Origin of the sequence: Pseudomonas sp. CBZ-4, from assembly GCF_000346755.1 — a bacterium.
Lineage (GTDB): Bacteria > Pseudomonadota > Gammaproteobacteria > Pseudomonadales > Pseudomonadaceae > Aquipseudomonas.
On the sequence record NZ_ANNV01000148.1, the window covers coordinates 26,831 to 43,315 of the forward strand.

General features: G+C 57.8%; 11 protein-coding genes and 1 pseudogene. 6 read left to right on the forward strand and 6 right to left on the reverse strand.

The window, feature by feature from the left end:
- Positions 1–122 precede the first annotated feature (122 nt).
- Together B348_RS01000000130150 and B348_RS01000000130155 are read right to left on the reverse strand one after the other, a co-directional pair.
- Positions 123–2,096, reverse strand: coding sequence for a bifunctional diguanylate cyclase/phosphodiesterase (locus B348_RS01000000130150; RefSeq protein ID WP_017737800.1), 1,974 nt, complete (start codon positions 2,094–2,096; stop codon positions 123–125).
- A gap of 184 nt (positions 2,097–2,280) precedes the next feature.
- Positions 2,281–2,655 carry a hypothetical protein gene (locus tag B348_RS01000000130155; protein ID WP_050558324.1) on the reverse strand — a complete coding sequence of 125 codons (375 nt, stop codon included), beginning with the start codon at positions 2,653–2,655 and terminating at the stop codon, positions 2,281–2,283.
- Positions 2,656–2,858: 203 nt separating this feature from the next.
- Between B348_RS01000000130155 and B348_RS1000000132015 the strand changes: the two are divergent.
- The 3 genes and pseudogenes from B348_RS1000000132015 to B348_RS0119755 all read left to right on the forward strand — a co-directional run.
- Positions 2,859–2,978: pseudogene (locus B348_RS1000000132015) on the forward strand (TIGR03759 family integrating conjugative element protein); the annotation flags it as partial.
- Positions 2,979–3,697: 719 nt separating this feature from the next.
- Positions 3,698–5,152, forward strand: coding sequence for a site-specific integrase (locus B348_RS0119750; RefSeq protein ID WP_017737802.1), 1,455 nt, complete (start codon positions 3,698–3,700; stop codon positions 5,150–5,152).
- A gap of 174 nt (positions 5,153–5,326) precedes the next feature.
- Positions 5,327–6,700: an IS1182 family transposase gene (locus B348_RS0119755; protein ID WP_017737803.1), complete on the forward strand. Its 1,374-nt coding sequence runs from the start codon at positions 5,327–5,329 to the stop codon at positions 6,698–6,700.
- A 385-nt stretch (positions 6,701–7,085) separates the two neighbouring features.
- Here the strand turns inward: B348_RS0119755 and B348_RS0119760 are convergent, their stop codons facing one another.
- The 4 genes from B348_RS0119760 to B348_RS0119775 all read right to left on the reverse strand — a co-directional run bounded on the left by B348_RS0119760 (position 7,086) and on the right by B348_RS0119775 (position 10,465).
- Complete coding sequence (locus tag B348_RS0119760; RefSeq protein ID WP_026136922.1) at positions 7,086–7,418, reverse strand: hypothetical protein; 333 nt, start codon at positions 7,416–7,418, stop codon at positions 7,086–7,088.
- A gap of 215 nt (positions 7,419–7,633) precedes the next feature.
- Positions 7,634–8,992: a HAMP domain-containing sensor histidine kinase gene (locus B348_RS0119765; protein ID WP_017737805.1), complete on the reverse strand. Its 1,359-nt coding sequence runs from the start codon at positions 8,990–8,992 to the stop codon at positions 7,634–7,636.
- Positions 8,961–9,647, reverse strand: a complete 687-nt coding sequence (locus B348_RS0119770; RefSeq protein ID WP_017737806.1) for a response regulator transcription factor — start codon at positions 9,645–9,647, stop codon at positions 8,961–8,963. The genes B348_RS0119765 and B348_RS0119770 overlap by 32 nt, the downstream gene beginning before the upstream one ends.
- Entirely contained in the window at positions 9,647–10,465 is an 819-nt protein-coding gene (locus B348_RS0119775) for a MipA/OmpV family protein (protein ID WP_017737807.1), read from the reverse strand. Before B348_RS0119775 ends, B348_RS0119770 begins: the two co-directional genes overlap by 1 nt.
- Before the next feature lie 262 nt (positions 10,466–10,727).
- On the opposite strand from B348_RS0119775, the gene B348_RS0119780 reads away from it, so the two are divergent.
- The 3 genes from B348_RS0119780 to B348_RS0119790 all read left to right on the forward strand — a co-directional run bounded on the left by B348_RS0119780 (position 10,728) and on the right by B348_RS0119790 (position 16,467).
- Positions 10,728–12,134, forward strand: a complete 1,407-nt coding sequence (locus tag B348_RS0119780; protein ID WP_218187741.1) for an efflux transporter outer membrane subunit — start codon at positions 10,728–10,730, stop codon at positions 12,132–12,134.
- Between the two features lie 62 nt (positions 12,135–12,196).
- Positions 12,197–13,348 carry an efflux RND transporter periplasmic adaptor subunit gene (locus B348_RS0119785; protein ID WP_256204485.1) on the forward strand — a complete coding sequence of 384 codons (1,152 nt, stop codon included), beginning with the start codon at positions 12,197–12,199 and terminating at the stop codon, positions 13,346–13,348.
- Positions 13,349–13,374: 26 nt separating this feature from the next.
- Positions 13,375–16,467: an efflux RND transporter permease subunit gene (locus tag B348_RS0119790; protein WP_017737810.1), complete on the forward strand. Its 3,093-nt coding sequence runs from the start codon at positions 13,375–13,377 to the stop codon at positions 16,465–16,467.
- Positions 16,468–16,485 lie beyond the last annotated feature (18 nt).

Below are 16,485 nucleotides of genomic sequence, written 5' to 3' on the forward strand. Positions count from 1 at the left end.
GAGCCGAGTGTGTGAGAAAGGCGCAGGGAGCGCCTTGCCTGGGGAGAGGGAGTTCTGCGTTGGAGTCTGACAATTTGCCTTAGCGTCTGATTTACAGGACTGGGACCCGACAGAATGGCCGCTCAGGGAAGGGACGCGGGATGGCTCAGGAACGCTTCGATTTCTGCGTAGGGCATTGGTTTGGCAAAGTAATACCCCTGAAAAATATCGCAGCGACTGCCCTTCAGGAAATCCACCTGAGACGCCGTTTCCACGCCTTCGGCGACCACCGTCAGGCTGAGGTGATGGGCCATGGAAATAATGCCTTGGGTGATCGCGGCATCGTGATTATCGGTGGTGATTTCCTGGATGAACGAGCGGTCAATCTTGATCTTGTCGATGGGCAAACGCTTGAGGTAGCTGAGGCTGGAAAAACCGGTGCCGAAATCATCAAGCGCAATGCGCACCCCCAACATCTTGAGCCGGTGCAAGGTTTCAATTGCCTGTTCAGCGTTATGCAACAGAAGCGACTCGGTGATCTCCAGCTCCAACTGCTCACCACTGAGACCATGTTTCTCCAGGGTGGCCTGGACACACTGGACGAAATTGCCACGCTGAAAATGCATCGGCGAAATATTCACCGCCATCGAGATGCCGGTGATGCCCTGCTCGCCTAACTGACGCAGCTGCGCGCAGGCCGTATCGAGTACCCAAAGGCTCAGCGGGATAATCTGACCACTGTCCTCTGCCACCGGTACAAACACCGCTGGCGAGATAAATCCTTTTTCGGGATGCTCCCAGCGCAGCAACGCTTCGATCCCGACCACCTGTAACGTTCGCGCGTCTATCTGCGGTTGATAATGCAACTTGAACGACTGGGTTTCGATTGCCTTCTGCAGGTCATTGCGCAGGCTCGCGTGCTCGCAAACACGCTGATTGAGATCGCTGGTGTACCACTGAAAATTGTTGCGCCCTTGCTGCTTGGCTTTGTACATGGCCATGTCAGCCTGCTGGATCAGCTGCATCGGCTGCTCGATGTGACCATCGCTCAGGGGGATGCCGACACTTGCACTTACGTGCAGGTCAATGCCCTGGATGCAGTAGGGTCTGGCAATGCTGGCCATCAATCGCTCCGTCACCGGAACGACGTCTTCATCACGAAGCAGGTCCGGCAGCAGAACGATAAATTCGTCACCGCCCATGCGCACGATGGTGTCACCGGGACGAACCTGCTGGGTCATACGCTGCGCCACCTCAATCAGCACCTGATCGCCGAAGTAGTGTCCGATCGAATCGTTGATGGATTTGAATCCATCCAGATCAATGCAAATCACCGCCAGACGACGCTTACGCCGACGACTGATGTGACAATCCAGCATAAGCCGGTCTTCAAGAGAGACACGGTTAAGCAAACCGGTCAGCCGATCATGGCAGGCGTTGAAGCTCAACTGGCGCTCGTAGTGCTTCTGCTCGCTGATGTCCCTGGCAACTCCGAATACCCCGACGATCTCGCCATTGACCATGATCGGCAGGTTGGAAATGTCCATGGTCAACAGCTTGTCGCTCACGTCGCGAACCCGTGCCTCGAAGCGCTGGGGCTCTCCGGTGCTGGCTGCAGAGAAATGCCGACTGACCCGTTGCAGGTCTTCTTCGACCACCAGATTGGCAAAGTGATGACCGATGAAGTCGGTTGCGGTAAGCGGCTTGAGCTTCAAGCCCGCTGGATTCACACTCTGGATGTTGCCGGCCAGATCGAGGGCGAACACCGGGTTTGGGTTATAGGTGAACAAAGAACGAAAACGTTGTTCGCTTTCCTCCAGACGTTGGCCGTCACGTTCATGGCGGATCGCAATGGCTGCCAGTTGGGCCGCGCAGGCCAGTCGCTGAATCTGCGCCTCGTCCGGCGCATGGGCGCGGTTCTGGTACAGGGCAAATGTACCCAACACGCATCCTTGATGGGAGAGCAAAGGCACCGACCAGCAGGAACGCAGGTTATGCCCCAGCGCCAGGCCGCGAAAACGCTCCCAGCTTGGGTCCCGGGCGATGTCTTCGGTGACCACCAGCTCGCGACGGAACGCTGCGGTGCCGCAGGTTCCTTCCTGTGGACCAATGGCCATTCCATGACTGAAATCTCGTGCGGCGGGTATTCATGGTGGTTCCTGAGGACTGCCGAGACCATCGATCTTCAAAGAGTCTGAAAAAGTGGCCGGCCGGGCACAATCCGCTCGCACTCCGGTCGCGCACTTTATAAAGCACCGACCTAGCCACAAAAAAGGCTCAGATCCACCATAAGAAACCGTATCAGATTGCTCCCATTCGGCCGGCTTCGCTGTCCTCAAGTCGCGGCAAAATTTCTCGGCCAACTTCTTCCACCACCTGAGCGGCATCGCGTTCGCCGTACTTGAAATTCAAAACCACATGGTTGACACCGGCCGCACTGAGTCCTTCGAGAAACTGCAGGATCACATTGCACCCGGCGCGCAATATCAAGTGAATTGGGCTCGGTGAATGGTCGGGATGTTCGGCCATTTCGATGTAAAGCGACTGCACGAAAGGCTTGAACACACCCGGTGCATAAGCTGTTACCGCTGCCTGCCAGCGTGCGACCATTTCCGCCTGCAATTGAAGACCGCGTGGGTAAGTGATCCAGCCATCGGAATTACGCGCAATCCCCATCGGCTGACCGCTGTCTCGGTCACCAGCGTCGGCAGGTGACTGGCGGGCTTGGGTATCTCACACCGAACATTTCGCCGTAAGGGGATTGCAGGAACTCCACGGCCCGGTCCCCCAATTCCACGACCAACACCAGGCGGCCACCGGACAGGCAATACACTGAGGCCGAAGCCTTGGCCGTGGGCAGCGGGTGGCGCAAGGTGAGTATGGAAGGGCCGCGTGGGATCTACTCTGCTGGTATTGATCCACTTACGGCATTAGGTATTGAGGCATGGTTGGCTGACGAGTGCAGGCGTGACGTAAAACTGCAGATCCAAGCCGAACGATAGCGACTTCGCGCCCCTAAGCCTGCTCGCCGACGTCAGCTGCACACGAAACCTGCTCAATTAATGACCAGCACATTGCAAGCCCTGTATTCCGCAGTGCCTGGGTCATTATCCACAGATATACCCACGCCCTTTGTGGATAGCTTTGACGCCTATACGCGCACTCCTAAGAAAAGCAGAGGCACTCTGCGGCCCGCGCAGCTCCCAATGGCTATTCGATCCTGGTATCTCCAAGAAGACTACCTCTACGCGGGAAGGCTCCGTCGGCCTGACGAGTACAAACCGATGGGTACCCTGTCGATGGCTTGTAAGAGAAGAGCACCTTAGATACTGAAAGCACCAAGAAAGGGCGACAACGTCGTCCTAAAAAACGTGCTAGAGAGCGCCAAAGCTGGCTTCAGCTCTACACGGAAACAATGAGGATTCCACCGAAAGCCAGACGATTTGTGGGAGTAAAACCGATAGAAAATAAAAAGGGGTCGCGAAATAAAATCTCGCAACCCCTTGAATTATATGGTCGGGACGGAGTGATTCGAACACTCTACCCCTAGCACCCCATCTCCTTTTTCATACTTCTTGAAAGCTTCCAAAATTTTACTCTGGATTTTTCTAAGCTAGTATTTACTTGAGTTCCAGCGGTGTTCTGCTCTACGAGAGTCCAGTAACGTCCATCAAGAGCCGACGTTTTTGTGGGGGTAAAAGTAGGGGGAGTCCATTTCATGGCCAAAATTACCATCAAAGAACTCGAGTCGCTGACCGCCAATGATGCCGGCCGCATCCTCAGGGAGGATGGCAATCTGGCCGGTCGAATCTCAGTCCGTAAGGACGGTGTGTCGGTCAGCTTTTTCTATCGCTATCGCTGGGGCGAGCAGAATAAAGAGTACTCCTGCGGGTCCTGGCCGCGCAAATCTCTGACTGACATCCGTAAAGCACGCAACCAGGCCCGGGCGCTCATCGATGAGCAAATCAATCCCAACGAGCAAAAGAAAACCGCCAAGGCACAGGCATACGCCGCTGCTAACGTAGAGGCCGAACAAGTAAAAACGACGAAGGTGCAAACGCTGACCGTCCAAGATCTGGCCAAGGCGTGGCTGTTGGATGGCGTGGCGCGCAAAGACGGCAATGTTGAATTGCAGCGCCGTTTTAACAAGGACCTATACCCGGCGCTCGGCAAGACATCGGTGAGCAGTGTGTCCGAGCACGATGTTCGGGCATTGATCCGGGTGGTCGTCAGCCGCGGTGCTCACCGGCAAGCCATCAGCTTTTTCGCCGACCTCACCCAGATGTTCAGCTGGGCCAGAAAGCGCCAACCTTGGCGGGCCTTGTTGATCGAGGGCGATCCGACGGAACTGGTCGACATCACCCCATTGATTCCTGCTGACTACGAGGCGGAACGAAGCAGGATCCTTTCGGCCACAGAGCTGCTGGAACTGCATAACCGCTTCCAACAAATGACCGCCGATTACAACGCCCTCCCCGCCGGTCAAAAGTACGAGGGCATTCGACCGTTAAAGAAAGAAACCCAACTCGCGCTCTGGATCAGCCTGGGTACGCTGTGCCGGATTGGCGAGTTACTGCAGGCCGAATGGAAAAATGTCGATCTGGACCAGCAGACGTGGTTCCTCCCCAGTGAAAACGTCAAAGGCACTCGCGGCAAGAAACAGGACCACCATGTCTTCCTCTCCCCCTTCGCCCTGCATTTCTTTCAGGAACTGAAGACCCTAACGGGACATTCCCAATGGTGCTTTCCGAACAAGCTCGATGATGGGCATGTGGACGTAAAAGTGGTGAGTAAACAGGTCGGCGATCGCCAGGCGCGGTTCAAAAACCGCAAGGCCCTCTCCAGACGGCGTCATGACGATACGCTGGTCCTTGCCGACGGCCAGAACGGTGACTGGACACCGCATGACCTACGCCGTACAGGCGCGACCATGATGCAGGCCTTGGGTATCAGCCTGGACGTCATCGATCGCTGCCAAAACCATGTGCTAGCCGGCTCCCGAGTGAGGCGCCACTACCTGCATCACGACTATGCCGAAGAGAAGAAACGCGCCTGGAACCTGCTGGGCGATCGGCTCGGTGCGGTGTTGTCCTCAACCTACGAGCACACACTGACCGAGTCGATGATGTCTTTTCCAGCCTACACCGCCGCTGAATCCTTGCCGCCTTCTTAAGAAGGATTCTTTAGTGCTGAGTCCTCATAGCTTCGTAGACATCTCCGAGCGATTTCTTCAGCTCGATTTCAACCCGTCATGATCGGCAGTAATCGGCCGATTCTGTTGAAAAAGTAGCTCCCCTGTCTGGCCTGCGGCAAAATCTCTGCATTGGCCAGCAGGGAAGCACGCAGCATGATGGGACAGTTATCGAGTGGGCAGGATCGGCTGTTTTACTCGTTCAACCTTGAAGATCACATTCCAGCCAATCACCTTCTGCGCAGCATTGATCGGTGTCTCGATCTGAGCGACCTGCGCCATTACCTCGCCGATTTTTATAGCCCGATCGGGCGTCCGTCGATTGATCCTGAACTGATGATTCGCATGCTGATCGTGGGCTATTGCTACGGCATTCGCTCAGAGCGGCGGTTGTGCGAAGAGGCCCATTTGAACCTGGCGTATCGCTGGTTCTGCCGGTTAAGCCTTGAAGATGAAGTCCCCAACCACTCGACCTTTTCCAAAAATAGACACGGCCGTTTTCGGGACAGCGATCTCTTTCGCTGGCTGTTCAATGAAGTGCTGCGTCGTTGCATGGACGCAGGCTTGGTCAAAGGTGAAGGCTTTGCCGTAGACGCCAGCATCATCAAAGCGGATGCCAGCCGGCAGCGCGGCGTACCGGGAGATGAACAGGTCAATTGGAGCAATCCATCCCTGAGCACTCGCGCCGTGCGTGAGTACCTTGAGGGACTCGATGAAGAGGCTTTGGTCGAAACGCTACCGAAGCGCCTGTCGCTGACGGATCTTCAGGCCCGCTGGACCGCTGCTCCAGGCGGCCCAGCGTTCTACGCTTACTCCACGAATTATCTGATCGATACCGAACACGGTGTCATCGTGGATGTGGAACCCACACCGGCTCATCGAACCGCAGAAGTCGAGAGCACCAAGACGATGATCGAACGGGTCGAAGCGCAGTTCGACATCAAGCCGGAGCGTCTCATTGGCGATACCGCTTACGGTACAGCGCCGATGCTGGCCTGGATGGTGGAGGAAAAAGACATCGAACCGCATGTGCCGGTGTGGGACAAAACTGAGCGCAAGAACGACAGCTTTTCGAGTAACGATTTCCACTGGAATGAAGAGGCTGAGGAATACCGCTGCCCAGCCGGCAACGTATTACGCAGCGAATGGCGAGCCTTCAAAAACGAGCGTTCGCACGTCACCAAAGCCAACACCATCATCTTCCGCTCCCGGCAGACCGACTGCGCGACGTGTCCGATGAAAGCCAAGTGCTGCCCGAACACGTCGATTCGCAAGATTGCTCGCAGCGTTCATGAAGCCGCTCGTGATGTCGCTCGACGCATCGCAGCAACACCGGCGTATCAGCGCTCTCGCCACGAGCGTAAGAAGCTCGAAATGTTGTTTGCCCACCTCAAGCGCATCCTGAAACTGGATCGCTTGCGACTATGTGGCATGAGTGGCGCGTCCGATGAGTTCACGCTGGCGGCCGCGGTACAGAACTTGCGTCGACTGGCCATACTTACATCTCAAGGGCCGCCTGCCCCGGGATAGATGCGCCTGCACTCAGCCAAAAACCTCAAATTGACCCAATAACAAAGCAACAAAAGTCAACGAAGGGCCGAGAAACCACTCAATGTGGTGAGTAGGTTCTCCGGTGGTGGCCGTGCCTGAGTTCAGGTGATCTGAAAATCTGACTTTTTCAACAGAATCGGCCGATTTCTGCCTGTCGCCGCCGTCGGCTATGTGGCTTGGGACTGGCGAACAGTTAAGCATTGAGATTTTTGGACAGAGTGATGGTGTTAAGCCAGTCCACGATACGACTACCGTCCCCTAATGTTTAAGGCTTGAATCAACACGAACCGCTCGGGAGACCAATTCGGTTCAATGCCAGGCAAGCGAGGCAAGCGAGCCAAGTGAGCCAAGTGAGCGTGCCCACTTACATAGACTTGACCGACACCACTTCTACAAACCTGAACTTTTTCCTGGCCGTTTTAGTAGCTTCTTGCTCTGCCACTAGGGAACTCAGCGTATCGGCCTCATGTACCATCTCGTGCATCTTGCCTTCAAATTCATTTCCCACCCGCAGCGTGACTCTCAGCCTGGGCGTAAAGCCTATTGAGACTGTCTTTTTCTTCGCAGCCTTCACCGGTTGCACAATCACGACATCCGCGACAGTGTCTTGCACATGCGGGTTAATAGCCGGCGCAGAGGACTCAGAACCACCGAATAGCGCACGGCGCATCTCCTCTTCCATCAACTCTGTATTCATACCATTTCTCAGAAGGACGTTATGTACAACCTGACCGATTCTATCAGCTCGGCCGGACTCCGTAGTAAGGCGTCGCTGGGTCAGACCTGAAGCGGTAGAGGGCCACCAGATACCGGCGAGCGTCAGCATCTGGCCAATCTGTTGCATCGACCGGTTGAATCCACAGCCGAACCATGCCGTTATAGGCAGCTCACCTGATAAAGCCGGAGCAATGCTTACGTCCGCGACACCCGAAAAATCAGGCCTGGGTCAGCTTTGAGCACAGACAATGTCCAGCCATGGGCCAAGGCTATCTCCTGGCAAATGGGCAGGCCCAGTCCGGCACCATGATCTCGCCTGTGGGCGGCGCGCCAGAATCGCTCGAACAACAAAGGCAGTTGAGCACTATCGATGCCTGCCCCCCTGTCCCGTACGACAACTGTGTCGTTTTGAATGTCCATACTTACAACTGTCTTGGCGGGAGCATGCTGTATAGCGTTCTCCAGCAGATTCTTCAGCAAGGTGAATAATGCTCCACGGTCGGCCCTCCACTTCACATTGTCTGCAGCGGATATTCTCAAGCACACGTCAGCGGCTTCAGCCATGCGCTGCAAGTAGCAGATGACCTCTTCGGCAATCTCTTGCACCCGAACGACGGTGAAAATGTAGTTGTGCGCCTCGCTTGCTTCCGCCAGGAGCAGAAGTTGCTGCACTTGGCGGGTCATGTATTCGACGTCACTCAACAGAGCGTCACGATGGGTCCCGGCATCCTCCCTCAATTCGATTTGCGCACGGATCAGTGCCAGGGGCGTCTTCAATTCGTGCGCGGCGTTGCCGAGAAACTCCTGCTGCACGCGATAGCCTCGTTCGAGGCGATCCAGCACTTGATTGAAACTGTCGACTAGTGGCGCGATCTCCGACGGTACGGCTTCTGTGCTCAGACGGGAATTCAGGGAGCGTGGAGAGATGGCTGTCGCGGACTTTGACACCTCTTGTAGGGGCTTGAGGGTGTAACGCAAAGTGATGTAGGTGCACACACCAAAAGCAACGAGCAGCACAAGGCTGAACACGATGATGCCAGCGCCTACCAGCGGCAAGGCAACGCGATGGAGCAGCCCCATGAACCTTGTGCTGACAGCGACCTGGAGATACCACGTCCTGCCATCATGCACAGCGGGTTCGGTGGCACCGTACAGCGTCGCACCCTTGTGCTCGAAGTCGAAGCGACCACGCTCCAGGCGAAGCAGGTCTCCGTCAGTTGGCCAGAATTGCTCCCCGGCACTCGATAGCAACGCCACGCGTCCGGCTTCGTCCAGAATTCGATAAGCGACTTCACGCTGAAGGCTGACGTAGACCCACCCCAGCTCATCAGCGTCCTCGTAGAATCCAACGGGCCTGCCATCGCCGTCGAAGCGGATATCCTCCGCCATTTCCTCCGCGAGGTTGGCGAAGTCCATTCGTGCCAGAACACTGCTCTGCAGCGCTACAGCAGCAGCGATCACCAGCAACGTGATGCTGAATAACATGCCGGCCACATAGGCCAGCAGGATTTTCAGTCTCAGGCTATTGGGCTGAATCATCTTCACGAAGCGCATAACCAAGACCTCTTACATTGGCTATTCGCTGGCGTGAACCAATGGCGAGCAGCTTGCGACGAATACGATGAAGGGCCACATCCAAAGCGTTCGGTGTGACCGCGTCACTTAGCCCCCATGCTGCTGCCTCCAGTGTGCTGCGACGCACGACCTCCTGATGCTTGCGCAAAAGCACCAGCATGATGTGCATTTCCGCCGGTGCGAGCGAGATGCTCTGCCCTGCACAACACAGAGCACTGGTCTCGGGACGCAGGGTCAAATCACCGTGACTGAGATCGAGTGTGCGGAACACCACGGGGCGGCGCAGTAATGCCTTGACGCGCGCCACCAACTCGTCCATGGCGAATGGCTTTGGAAGGTAGTCATCAGCCCCGGCGTCGAGGCCCTCTACGCGATCATGCAGCGCATCGCGCGCGGTCAATACCAGACAAGGAATACCTAGCCCGGCTTTACGCAACTTCGGCAGCAAGACGAGGCCATCACCGTCCGGCAACCCCCGATCGAGGATCACCGCCTGATAGGGCATCTGCTGGACAGCAGCCCATGCGGCATCGATACGGCCGACCACATCGACAGCTATTCCAGCAGCCGCCAGCCCCTTGCACATCAAGTGGGCGAGTCGGTCATGATCCTCAACCAGCAGTATCCGGCTCATCAAAAACGGTACACATAGCCGAAGGTGAGATTGTTTTGGGTGGATCGATCTACCAGCGGGCTGTCCTTGATTTCGGATGACAATTGAGTGACCTCAGCATCGGCAAACACGGAATGATGGTTATCGAACTTATAGATTCCTCGCAGGCCCACTTCGGTGTTTATACCGGACTTGCCCTCATAGAAACCGCGATTGGCGAGCACTTCGCTTTTGCGGACTCCGAAATAGTAGTCAACATACTTGCTGTCCTGCCATGTCGCGGCAAAACGTGGCGTGAGCATGACGTACTCGTTGATTTGCCATGTCCTTTCCAGGCCGAGGCTGACACTTTGTCCCTTGCTATGACCCGAAATGTCATGAACCCATTCCAGGCTGACGTCTGCCAGATCATTCTGCCATTCGACCTTCGCGCCAGCCCAAAAGCTGCTCTTGCGGTCGCTCATCCCTTCCAGGATGTCTGCATCGTTGTCTTCATAACCGCTTGAATCATATTTTCCGATGAGGCTGAAGTCGATTTTATTGGCCTCGTTCACCTCGAAACCGGGCAGTTTCAACGCCACGTTGGGGCCAAACAAGCGAATGTATTGATTCTCGAACTGGATCAACGGCAGCGCCTCATTTTCACGATCGATTCCGGTGTAAGCCTTCTGGCTGCTCTTGGCGCCGATGCCCACGCCCCAGGACGCCGAAGATTTTTCCGGATCTTCTTCAGCCTTCACTGTCGCAGGTAAAACCAGCGTTACGGCAAACATCGCGGCGAATACCTTGCGAATGTACGGAACCTTGATAATCGAGACCGGCGACAAGAGCATACGCATAACCGTTTCCTGTAATTGCGTTGGGGAATCGCATCATCAAGGCGCTCTTCTTACGCATTACTTACAGGAACCGGCTTTTTCGATTTGTCTGCCGGTAAGTATCTGGAAAGTCGCATTACCGGAAGGTCTCTCCTGTCGCCGACACAGATGAGAGCACCGCATGCCACCGCTTACAACTTTTATCATGGATTCACCCGGATCGCGTGCCGGGTTCGTGGCTATCGGATATGCGTTGCCCACCACTGCCCTTGCGGGTGTGGCCATGGTGCTGCTCCTGGGTTGCACGTCCGGCATTTCCAAGCCGATTCCGGGAGGAATCAATCCTGTCGCTACACAATGGCATGCGCCCCTGCCCCATGAGGGACGGCTTGAAGCGCTGGACCAATGGTGGGCGCAGTTCGATGACAGCCTGCTGCTGCACCTGCTGGAGGATGGTCAGCGCGCCAGCCCGACCCTCGCCCAGGCAGCCAGCAACATCGCCGATGCACGTGCAGCGCATGTTGCCGGCAGGGCGGCCCTCCTGCCCTCCATTGAAGTAAGCGCCAACGCAAGTCGGGGCCGAACCGAACTCGGCACCTCAACGGGCAATGCGTACGCGACGGGCCTGCAGGCCAGTTGGGAGTTGGATATCTTCGGGGCGAATCGCGCCGCCACCGACGCCGCCTCTGCCAGGCTGGAGTCCCGCCAGGCTGGATGGCACGATGCGAGGGTTTCGCTGGCCGCCGAGATTGCGACAACTTATGTCGACTATCGAGCGTGCGAGGCACAGACCCGGGAGGCCGAAATCGATGCCCGGTCTCGGGCGCAGACCTCCCGCCTGACCAGGCTGGCGGTCAATGCAGGCTTTCAGCCGCCGTCTGCAGCCGACCTGGCCGACGCCAGCGCAGCCCAGGGTCGGGTTAGCGTGGTGCAGCAAAAGGCGCAATGCGACCTGCTCGTCAAGACACTGGTTGCCCTCACTGCACAAGACGAAATGGCGCTGAGACGCGATCTTGTCAGCGCTGGCGCACGCTTGCCGCGACCGGCTGAACTCAGCATCGACAGCCTACCGGCGTCGGTGGTTTCACAACGGCCCGACGTCCATGCCGCCGCGCTGGATTTAATGGCCGCGAGCGCCGATTCGGATCAGGCACAGGCCCGGCGCTGGCCGCGCATTACCCTGAGCGGCAACATCACGCCCACCCGCCTTCACAGCGCTGGCGTCAGCACGGATGGCACTGTCTGGGGCGTGGGACCCATCACAATCACCATGCCGTTGTTCGATGGTGGAGTGCGCAAAGCCGACGCGCAGGCAGCCCTCATACGCTACGAAGCGGCGGCAACGATCTTCACCGCGCGCGTGCGCGAAGCCGTACGGGAAGTCGAAAACGCGCTCGTCTCCTTGCAAAGCACGGCGGCACGCAGCGCGGATACCGGTATATCCGTTGAAGGATTTGAACGCTCATACCAGGCCACGGAATCTGCCTACCGGTCCGGAGTGTCCAGCGTGTTCGAACTGGAGGACGCACGCCGTAGCCTGGTGGCTGCGCGCAGTGCGGCTATCGGACTGGATCGCGAGCGCGTCAACGCCTGGATCGCCCTCTATCGCGCTACGGGTGGCGGCTGGGCCTTCACGGACTTGCACAAGGCCGGCCTTCCTGCGACGTCAAACAGGCAAAAATCACCCTAAAAGTCCCCACACGTGTTGGCGATTGCGCTGTATCAGAGCGGGCCGCCCTCAGGAAAGAGATGATGAACAGCAAATATTTTTACGTAGCGGTTATCGCGGGCATCGCTTTGGCTGTCACCAGCGTGGTGATCACCGCCACCCTCCAGCTGGAAGACAGCGAACCCGTCGCGGCCAAGCCCGCGCTCACCGTTACCCTGACAAAACCACAGTTCGACCTGATGCCCGTCAAGGTCTCGGCGAATGGCAACATCATGGCCTGGCAGGAAGCCAGCATCGGAACCGAGGCGAGTGGGCTCAGGCTGGCCGAGGTGAAGGTCAATGTGGGGGACGTGGTGCAGCGCGGTCAGGTCCTCGCCATCTTCGCCGCGCAGACAGTAACCGCCGAACTGGCACAAAGTCGTGCGGCTACCGCCGAGGCCTCGGCTGCACTGAGCGAGGCGACTGTCAACGCCGGTCGTGCCCGTGAACTAAGGGAAACCGGGGCGATGTCCGGTCAGCAGATCCAGCAATACTTGACGCAAGAGCGGGCTGCCCAGGCGCGTCTGGAGGGTGCGCGCGCGGTCGAGAAAACGCAGCAACTGCGCCTCGTCCAGACCCAGGTGCTGGCGCCAGATGATGGCGTGATTTCCGCGCGCAGTGCCACGGTCGGTGCCGTCCTCCCCTCCGGACAGGAACTGTTTCGAATGATCCGCGGTAATCGCCTGGAGTGGCGCGCCGAAGTGACGGCTGCGGATTTGGCGAAGCTGAAAGCCGGGCAAACGGTTCAGGTCAAACCGGAGGGCGGTGAGCCGATTACCGGCACCTTACGCATGATTGCCCCGCTCATAGACATTCAGACCCGCAATGCACTGGTCTACGTAGACCTGCCGCAGCCTGGGGCCGCGCGTGCCGGAATGTTCGCTCGCGGTGAGTTCGAGATCGGGACAGAGCGGCTGCTGACCCTGCCGCAGACCTCAGTGGTGCTGCGCGACGGATTCAGCCATGTGTTTCGCCTCGGCGCGCAGTCGAGAGTCGTACAAACCAAAGTCACGACGGGCCGTCGCACGGCAGATCGCGTGGAGATCGTCAGCGGTCTCGACCTGTCCGCCCAGGTGGTTGCTGCGGGCGGAAGTTTTCTGGGTGACGCAGACCTTGTACGCGTCGTTGCCGAAGCTCCCCTTGCTGAAGATCACAGGGCATCCAACCCTGGCGTTGCTCCCCTCTTCTTGAAATGACGTCTGGCAACGAATAGGTGAATACGATGAGTCTGAATATTTCCTCTTGGTCGATCCGCAATCCGACACCGTCGGTGCTGCTCTTCATCTTGCTCACGGTCGTGGGGCTGATGGGATTCGTGGCGATGAAGATCCAGAACTTTCCCGATATCGACCTGCCGACGGTCACCATAACCGCGACCCTGCCAGGCGCGTCCCCCGTGCAACTGGAAAATGACGTTGCACGCAAGATCGAGGACTCGCTCGCGACGATCCAGGGTCTGAAACATATCCAGAGCACGCTGACTGATGGCGAGGTCAACATCACGGTCGAGTTCAACCTTGAGAAACCTACGCAAGAGGCAGTCGACGACGTCCGCGACGCTGTTTCCCGAGTACGCGCCGACCTGCCTGGAGACCTGCGTGATCCGGTGATCCGCAAGGTTGAACTCGCCGGTTTGCCGATCCTGACCTATACGGTGGCGTCCACGGGCATGGATGACGAGGCACTGTCCTGGTTTGTCGATAACGAACTCAGCAAAGCGCTACTCGCAGTACCCGGCGTTGGCCAAGTGACCCGTGTCGGTGGCGTCACCCGGGAAATACGTGTGGATCTCGACCCGGCGCGGCTGCTTGCGCTGAACGCGAGTGCGGCGGACATCTCCCGCCAGTTGGGTCTGGTTCAGCAGGAAGCGTCAGGGGGGCGTGTCGATTTTGGCGCCACCGAGCAGTCGGTGCGCACCATCGCAACGGTAGACTCGGCGCAGGAGATGGCCACACTGGAGATCGCACTGAGCGACGGCCGACACGTCCGGCTCGGCCAGGTGGCGAATATTTACGATACAACTGCTGAATCACGCTCCGCTGCATTTTGGAACGGTGAGCCTGTGGTGGGTTTTGAAGTCGTCCGCGCAAGAGGCGCGGGCGAGATCGAGGTCGCTGAAGGCGTGCGTGCGGCGGTCGAAAAACTGAAGAGCAAGCGCGGGGATATCTCGATCGTCGAAGCATTCAACTTCGTCGATCCGGTGGTTGAGACTTACGATGGCTCGATGCAGCTGATCTACGAGGGCGCGGTCCTCGCGGTGCTGGTGGTGTTCTTATTCTTGCGGGACTGGCGAGCGACTTTGATTGCTGCAGTGGCGTTGCCGCTGTCGGTCATTCCGACCTTCGCGATGATGCATCTGATGGGCTTCACCCTCAATATCGTGACCCTGCTTTCGCTATCGCTCGTGATTGGCATCCTGGTTGACGATGCGATCGTCGAGATCGAGAACATCGAGCGACATCTGCGAATGGGCAAGACGCCGTATCAGGCAGCTATGGAGGCCGCCGACGAGATCGGACTGGCCGTCGTCGCGACGACCTTCACCCTGATTGCCGTGTTTCTGCCGACGGCCTTCATGAGCGGCACGGTCGGCAAGTTTTTCGTACAGTTTGGCTGGACGGCAGCTACTGCAGTCTTCGTCTCGCTGGTCGTTGCTCGCATGCTGACGCCAATGATGTGCGCCTACCTGATGCGTGCCCCCGAAAAACTGACCAAGCCTGAGCCCTGGTGGATGGGCGACTATCTGTCATGGGCACGCTGGTGCCTACGCCACCGAGTTCTGACCATTACAGGCGCATCGGCATTCTTCTTCGGCGGCCTGATGCTCACATTGGCACTCCCTGGCACCTTTATCCCTCCGGATGACAACTCACAGACCCAGGTGACAATAACCCTGCCGCCCGGTAGCAAGTTAAGTGACAGCATTGCCTTGGCGGAGCGAGCGCGACGGATCGTCAAGCAGAACGCCCATGTAAGGACAGTCTACACCGCGATTGGCGCTGGTACCGCAGGTGCCGACCCCTCGGAACCGGCAGGCGTCTCGGCCGCAAGCGTTCGCAAAGTTGTGTTGACGCTGAACATGACACACCGCAGCGAGCGTTCAGGATTGCGCAAGCAAGCACTTGAGCAACAACTGCGCGATGCGCTGGCGGTCCTGCCTGCGGTACGGGTCGCAGTCGGGATGGGAGGCTCCAGCGAGAACTATGTACTGGTGCTCGCAGGCGAGAACAGCCGTGAGCTTGAACAGCATGCGCAACACGTCGAGCGTGAGTTGCGCACCATTCCTGGCCTAGGTGCGATCACCTCGACAGCGAGTTTGGTGCGCACGGAACTGGTCGTCAGGCCAGACTTCGCCCGTGCTGCCGACCTGGGGGTCACTTCAGCAGCGATCGCCGAAACGCTGCGTGTTGCCACTCTGGGTGACTATGACCAGGCATTGGCGAAACTTAACCTTAGTGAGCGTCAAGTGCCTGTAGTCGTGCGACTCAACGATGCTGCCCGCAGGGACTACGAACTGCTGAAGCGGTTGCCAGTGCCCGGCGCCCGCGGCCCCGTGTCGCTGGACAATGTGGCGACGCTGACGATGGGCGGCGGGCCCACCGACATAACGCGCTACGACCGATTGCGTAACGTCAACTTTGAGATCGAGTTGAATGATCGCCCTCTTGGCGAGGTGGAACGCGCCGTGCTTGCGCTGCCCAGCGTGAAAACGCCGCCGTCCGGCATCACGCAAACGGCGCAGGGGGATGCTGAAGACATGGGCGACCTGGCCACTGGCTTCGCTGTCGCCATGCTGACTGGCATTCTGTGCATTTACATGGTCTTGGTCATGCTGCTCAAGAATTTCGTGCAACCCATGACCATTCTGGCTGCGCTCGTATTGGCAATACCCGGCGCGGTTCTCGCGCTCTACCTCACCGGTTCTCCATTGTCGATGCCTTCGATGATCGGGCTCATCATGCTGATGGGCATTGCGACGAAAAACTCTATTCTGCTGGTCGACTACATCATCATCGCCCGACATGAGCACGGCCTGGAGCGCGGTGATGCGATCCTCGACGCCTGTCACAAGCGGGCTCGTCCCATTGTGATGACAACAATCGCCATGGGGGCAGGCATGCTGCCGATCGCGCTCGGTTGGGGCGGCGACCCGAGTTTTCGTGCGCCAATGGCGATCGTTGTGATCGGCGGTTTGATCTCTTCGACCTTTCTGAGCCTGCTGGTGATTCCTGTGATTTACAGCTTTGTCGATGATGCAGCGCAGGGTATAAGGAGCCGTCTTTGGGCGTATCCACATACAAGCGAACTCAATTAACCCGCAAACTGTCGCGGC

Coding starts and splice junctions, on each gene's coding strand:
- B348_RS01000000130150 (WP_017737800.1), bottom strand. CDS start 2,096: ATGGCCATTGGTCCACAGGAAGGAACCTGCGGCACCGCAGCGTTCCGT.
- B348_RS01000000130155 (WP_050558324.1), bottom strand. CDS start 2,655: ATGGGGATTGCGCGTAATTCCGATGGCTGGATCACTTACCCACGCGGT.
- B348_RS0119750 (WP_017737802.1), top strand. CDS start 3,698: ATGGCCAAAATTACCATCAAAGAACTCGAGTCGCTGACCGCCAATGAT.
- B348_RS0119755 (WP_017737803.1), top strand. CDS start 5,327: ATGATGGGACAGTTATCGAGTGGGCAGGATCGGCTGTTTTACTCGTTC.
- B348_RS0119760 (WP_026136922.1), bottom strand. CDS start 7,418: ATGAATACAGAGTTGATGGAAGAGGAGATGCGCCGTGCGCTATTCGGT.
- B348_RS0119765 (WP_017737805.1), bottom strand. CDS start 8,992: ATGCGCTTCGTGAAGATGATTCAGCCCAATAGCCTGAGACTGAAAATC.
- B348_RS0119770 (WP_017737806.1), bottom strand. CDS start 9,647: ATGAGCCGGATACTGCTGGTTGAGGATCATGACCGACTCGCCCACTTG.
- B348_RS0119775 (WP_017737807.1), bottom strand. CDS start 10,465: ATGCGTATGCTCTTGTCGCCGGTCTCGATTATCAAGGTTCCGTACATT.
- B348_RS0119780 (WP_218187741.1), top strand. CDS start 10,728: ATGGTGCTGCTCCTGGGTTGCACGTCCGGCATTTCCAAGCCGATTCCG.
- B348_RS0119785 (WP_256204485.1), top strand. CDS start 12,197: ATGAACAGCAAATATTTTTACGTAGCGGTTATCGCGGGCATCGCTTTG.
- B348_RS0119790 (WP_017737810.1), top strand. CDS start 13,375: ATGAGTCTGAATATTTCCTCTTGGTCGATCCGCAATCCGACACCGTCG.